This is a genomic window from Chroococcidiopsis sp., assembly GCF_051657925.1.
Classification (GTDB): domain Bacteria; phylum Cyanobacteriota; class Cyanobacteriia; order Cyanobacteriales; family Chroococcidiopsidaceae; genus Chroococcidiopsis.
Genome location: NZ_JBOFLP010000008.1, coordinates 1 through 5,058 on the forward strand (window position 1 = coordinate 1; position 5,058 = coordinate 5,058).

Genomic DNA, 5,058 nt, shown 5'->3' on the forward strand with positions numbered 1-5,058 from the left:
CTAAGTTCCATGCCCGCCAGAATTTCCGCGCCGATGGCTCTAGCTTACGGTAAACTTCATATGCCTCATATGCTTGCCCGACGGTAACTTGATTCAAAGCAGGGGATAATTTTTGCATCCACCGATCTAAATCGTCTACGGTCCCTCGGATCAGTCCGTAAGCTTGAGGAATATAGATATTTAAAAGCGGATACTTGACTTCTGGGTGATAAATCTGGGCGATCGCGACAACTAAATCTTGACAGCGCTGCCAAAAAGTTTGCCAGTCTTCCCACAGAGGGCGATCGCTTTGTGCTACAACGAGAATTTCTTGTAGCGTGGCTTCTGTTTTCTTGCTGCTGTCTGACGTTGAAAATGCCACATCTACGGAAAACGATTCTATTTCTTTGCGAACTTCTGCGGCTACAGCCTCCATCTCCACGACAACAGGACGAGTCCACCGTACTAGCAACCACCGCCAGCCGACAAATATTAGAATAAACACACCCCAGATCCAATTGATGCGCCATTCATGGATCTGCAAACCTGCTGCTACCAGGAAGAAACCAACGACAGACGCGATCGGAGTTGCTAAGACAATCCACTGCCACAGCTTTAATCGCACCATTGCCCCTAATTAGATGAGACTTCTGTAAAAAGTCTATCGCTTTCAGTCTAGAGGGAGTAGGGAGCAGGGGAAGAGAGCTGAGGGATCTGAGGAAGTTGAGGAGACTGAGGGAGCAATTACCAAGTTGCAAGTCGCAATTAATAACTCACTACACCCTACACCCCATACCCTACACCCTGCTCTCTGCTCCCTGCTCCCTTCAATAAATTCATAGTATTTTATACCCACAGAGACATGAGGAGTTAAAATTTAAAAACTAGGAGTGCAAAGGCAAGATCTGAAGCGAACAGGAATAGACGATGTTCTGTTTTCTACCACCAAGCTCTTAGCCTCAAGCCCCTAACTTCTACCACATGAGTGTAGACAACATCTCAACCAAGCATTTATACTTTAGCCTCGATTTGAAACAAGAAGTGGCGAGGAGGGAACTATCGCTGAGACACTAAATCTAACTGTTAGCCTGAGAGGAACTCGTGAGGTTCGGAGTAATTATCAGTTATTCCGGTTGACGGGTTTGCTTGATGCCTTTTCAGAACCAACCTTTCGCAAGGTACTCGGCAAGTATGTTGAAGAGGGACCAAAGCACATCATATTGGATTTGTCCCAAATTGATTTTGTCGATAGTTCTGGAATCGGCGCTTTGGTGCATTTGAAGAAGCAGACTGAAACTAACGGTGGGACTTCACAAATTGTCACCAATGCCCGCGTGACGCAAACAGTCAAGACGGTTAACCTAGAGCAATATTTAGGTTTACGACCGACTGTTGAAGCAGCTTTAGAAAATATTCAAGCATCTTGAGCGATCGCAGGCATTCTAACTTTAGCTATCCGGTTTTGCGATCTGGATAGCTTAATTTTTGATATAAAAAACTTATCATGGGTTGAACCCCCTCAAATTGGGGATCGATCATAATAATGTAGTCACCGATCGCTGATTGCTGAAATTGGCAATTGGTAATTGGTGATTGGTAGTTGGAGAGTAGCTTGTGTATTGACTAGATTCTTGTTTTGGTCTAGCCACCAGTCACCAGTCACCAGTCACTGATAACTGACAACTGATTGTTCTGGGAGAATCCAAACGGAGTGGAACCGAAGGAGGACAATTTATTCGACGGCTCAGCTCGGGAAGCTCAGACAGATGTAGTCACTCAGTTGGAGTTGCTACCCAGTTGGTTGGCGATCGCTCCTGGGCAGCTACAACAACTCTCACCTACGGCTTTAGCATATTTGGGCGATGCGGTTTACGAGCTGTATGTGAGGAGCCACTTTTTACTGCCCCACAAGCGATCGCAGGCTTACCACAACCTTGTCGTTGCCCAGGTTAGAGCCGAGGCACAGGCTTCGCACTTACGATATCTCACTCCATATCTCAATCAAGCTGAATTAGAAATCGTGCGTCGGGGACGCAATGCTACTGTAGGACGACCACGTCGCGCCGCACCAGAAGTTTATCAACAAGCAACGAGTTTAGAAGCTCTCGTAGGCTATCTTTATCTAAGCGATCGCCAGCGCTTGTATCAACTGTTGGAGCAGCTACCATTAGCGCCTAATTCAGAAACATTAAACTCCTCTAGTATAAATAAAGATGAATACTAAGGTCATTAGAAATAAGAAAAATTTATGACAGAGCCACCCAAATTAAAAGCCAAATCTAACCCTTCTGGAAAACCGCAACGTGGCAAACCAGAGCGTTATACAGGCAAGCGTGCCGATCTCAAACATAATGGCACTAAACAGGAAGGGGAAAAACATCATGTGGCAGGAAAGAAAGATTTTTCTCGACCAGTCTTAGCTAGTCCTACCTACAATACAGAGCGCGACAAGATAGATCGTTTCTCGTCCCAAATTCCACCTTCCACATCCGAAGAAGAGAGCGATCTGATTTACGGTCGCCATCCCGTGCTGACAGCTTTGGAAACCCAACGGCAGCTCAATCGGCTTTGGGTTACTGCTCGTCTGCGTTACGATCATCGCTTTCATTCTCTGCTCCAACAGGCAAAGGAGAATGGTACGGTCATTGATGAGGTTGAACCCAAACGCCTAGACCAAATTACCCATCACGCCAATCATCAAGGGATCGCTGCTCAAGTAGCTCCCTACGATTATTTGGAATTAGGAGAGCTAATTGACAAAGCTAAATCGACTTCTCAGCAACCCGTAGTTGTTGCTGCCGATGGCATTACCGATCCTCACAACTTAGGGGCAATTATCCGTACCGCTGAGGCAATTGGAGCGCAAGGCTTAGTCATCCCTCAACGCAGAGCTGCTGGGATCACGTCTACGGTGATGAAAGTCGCAGCGGGTGCTTTAGAAACATTCTCTGTCGCCAGAGTCATTAACTTCAGCCGCGCTTTAGAAGAATTAAAAGCAGCTGGTTTCTGGGTTTATGGTACGGCATTAGAAGCGGAACAATCGATACAGACAGTTAAATTTAGCGGTCCTATTGTGCTAGTAGTTGGCTCGGAAGGGGAAGGATTGAGTTTGAGCGCTCAGCGCTGCTGCGATCTGTTGGTATCGATTCCCTTGTCAGGCAATACACCGAGTTTGAACGCTTCTGTCGCAACTGGTATGGCACTTTACGAAATTTTTCGCCAACGCTGGCAAAATGTAAACTATGTCAACATAGGTACAAAAAAAGATAAATTAGAAAACTAGCAGTGAGATTTTTTTACGAACTGTGACAATAGTTTACGATTTGTTTTGTTAGCCCGAATCCTTTACCACAAGCTGATAGGAAAAAAAAGACATGAACCCAATTTGGAATCACACTAAAGAAAATCTGATTAGCTTCTTCCATAACTTCGGTTGGGCATGGTGGGTAGAAATTGATACCCAAAATCCCCGTTGTACTTACTACTTCGGTCCTTTTCTCAGCGCCAAAGAAGCGGCAGCTGCCCAGCTTGGTTACATAGAAGATTTGGAGCATGAAGGAGCGCAAGGGATTGCAGTCGAGATCAAACGCTGTAAACCCTCTCGGTTAACGATCGCCGATGATATGGGAGAAAGATCTGAACCTCAAATTAAGCCAATTCTCAGCAGTCAAGTGTAATTCTGAAAAAAGCAAAAGTCAAACAGCAAAAGTCAAAAGTCAGGAGTTGTTTAGTCTCCCCTGCTCCTCTGCTCCTCGGTTCCTGTTTCAAGGCTTGATTTCCAGCCTTGCTGTGGCGGTTTTGGGGTAATAGTGCGCCAGAATTTGCAGGTAGTTGTAGCCTTGTGCTGCGAGTCGATAGGCTCCTGTTTGGCTCATGCCTTTGCCACCATGAGCTTTTTGAACGATCTCATCTGTCGCAGCGTAAAGCGATTCAACTACGCCGCCTTGATAGCTAATAATCTGTCCAGCAGTATCTTTGACGGCTTTTTGCGTAGTGTTATACTCGCTGTTCATCCCTTTGTAGACTTGCCAGCGCTGGGTATTCCCGAGATTAAACCAGGAATTTGCCGGACGTACCATGTGAACCAAAGCATAGGAGCGAGCGGCGACGGCTTGAGCTTTAAGAGCTTCAGTTGGGGCGGAAGCGTGCATTTCGCTACCGACAACGCTAGCGAGATAATGCTCTAAATCGACATAGTTAACCGCGAGTAACTTCTGTTGTCGAGCAACGAGCAGGAGTTTGCCTCTATACCAACGATCGCCTACGTAGATCGCACCTCCTTTTTGGGGGTAAATCCAGACTGTGTTGGGTAATTGGGCATTGCCAATTGTAATCCGATCTGAGTCGCTAGGCTGTGCTGTAAAAGCCTGTCCGTTGGGCAATTGGCGTAATACTTTGCCGTTTGTTTCTACAACTTGGGCGGGAGTTGAGGAGCCAACAATCAGAGAATCTGCATCTTGAGCGATCGCCACGCGAATTTCTAAGTTTGGCGCAGCAGATTGCGTGTTTTTGGCTATAGGCTGCCGTTTTCGTTTAATTTTTTGAGGCTGCTGTTTGTTCGTTTTATTTAGCGTTGGTGGCTGAGCTTTTGGTATCTTGCTTTGCTCCTCCCGCCTAGCTTCTGCCTCCCATTGAGCGACACTAGAAACATTATTCGCAACATTATTGTTAGCTGGAGTCGCAGGAGATGGATCTGTTGCCGTAGTAGAAGTCGGAGAGAAAGATTGACTGAACAAAGGTAAAAGCAGAGGTGCAGACGCGATCGGGATCAGCAACATCCCTAAATTTCCAATAACTTTGAATCCTCTATTTTGTCGGTCGAATCTACTCATATAGCTTTGCGTTTAGCTTTACGTTCATCAGTCGCGATCGTCAACCCGCCGAACCATCTGACGGTAGCACAGCAGAACTAAGTCATTTTAGCCGAATCAGCGATCGGTGACCAGGGAGCAGGGAGCAGTGACTTAGTTCTGCTGTGCTGCTGCTACAATACCAACGTTGTAATCGTCGCCCATTTCTCGATCGCCACGGAGATTTGGCGCTTAAAGATGCTCCTAGCGAACTGTTGCTGAAGTTACA

General features: G+C 46.4%; 5 protein-coding genes and 1 pseudogene. 4 read left to right on the forward strand and 2 right to left on the reverse strand.

The window, feature by feature from the left end; all coding sequences use genetic code 11:
- A pseudogene (locus ACRC32_RS00530) lies at positions 1 to 607 on the reverse strand (GTPase); the annotation flags it as partial.
- A gap of 430 nt (positions 608 to 1,037) precedes the next feature.
- Between ACRC32_RS00530 and ACRC32_RS00535 the strand changes: the two are divergent.
- The 4 genes from ACRC32_RS00535 (at position 1,038) to ACRC32_RS00550 (ending at position 3,656) form a co-directional block, all read left to right on the forward strand.
- Positions 1,038 to 1,406: an STAS domain-containing protein gene (locus tag ACRC32_RS00535; protein ID WP_041462552.1), complete on the forward strand. Its 369-nt coding sequence runs from the start codon at positions 1,038 to 1,040 to the stop codon at positions 1,404 to 1,406.
- A 284-nt stretch (positions 1,407 to 1,690) separates the two neighbouring features.
- Positions 1,691 to 2,203, forward strand: a complete 513-nt coding sequence (locus ACRC32_RS00540) for a Mini-ribonuclease 3 (RefSeq protein ID WP_438552154.1) — start codon at positions 1,691 to 1,693, stop codon at positions 2,201 to 2,203.
- A 24-nt stretch (positions 2,204 to 2,227) separates the two neighbouring features.
- Positions 2,228 to 3,262: a 23S rRNA (guanosine(2251)-2'-O)-methyltransferase RlmB gene (rlmB, locus tag ACRC32_RS00545; RefSeq protein ID WP_438552155.1), complete on the forward strand. Its 1,035-nt coding sequence runs from the start codon at positions 2,228 to 2,230 to the stop codon at positions 3,260 to 3,262.
- A gap of 91 nt (positions 3,263 to 3,353) precedes the next feature.
- Positions 3,354 to 3,656: a DUF1816 domain-containing protein gene (locus ACRC32_RS00550; RefSeq protein ID WP_438552156.1), complete on the forward strand. Its 303-nt coding sequence runs from the start codon at positions 3,354 to 3,356 to the stop codon at positions 3,654 to 3,656.
- A gap of 87 nt (positions 3,657 to 3,743) precedes the next feature.
- Here the strand turns inward: ACRC32_RS00550 and ACRC32_RS00555 are convergent, their stop codons facing one another.
- Positions 3,744 to 4,811: a SpoIID/LytB domain-containing protein gene (locus tag ACRC32_RS00555; protein WP_438552157.1), complete on the reverse strand. Its 1,068-nt coding sequence runs from the start codon at positions 4,809 to 4,811 to the stop codon at positions 3,744 to 3,746.
- Positions 4,812 to 5,058 lie beyond the last annotated feature (247 nt).

What these genes read in the sequence shown, in the direction of transcription:
- ACRC32_RS00555 (WP_438552157.1), bottom strand. Translation starts at nt 4,811, where the DNA reads ATGAGTAGATTCGACCGACAAAATAGAGGATTCAAAGTTATTGGAAAT.
- ACRC32_RS00550 (WP_438552156.1), top strand. Translation starts at nt 3,354, where the DNA reads ATGAACCCAATTTGGAATCACACTAAAGAAAATCTGATTAGCTTCTTC.
- rlmB (WP_438552155.1), top strand. Translation starts at nt 2,228, where the DNA reads ATGACAGAGCCACCCAAATTAAAAGCCAAATCTAACCCTTCTGGAAAA.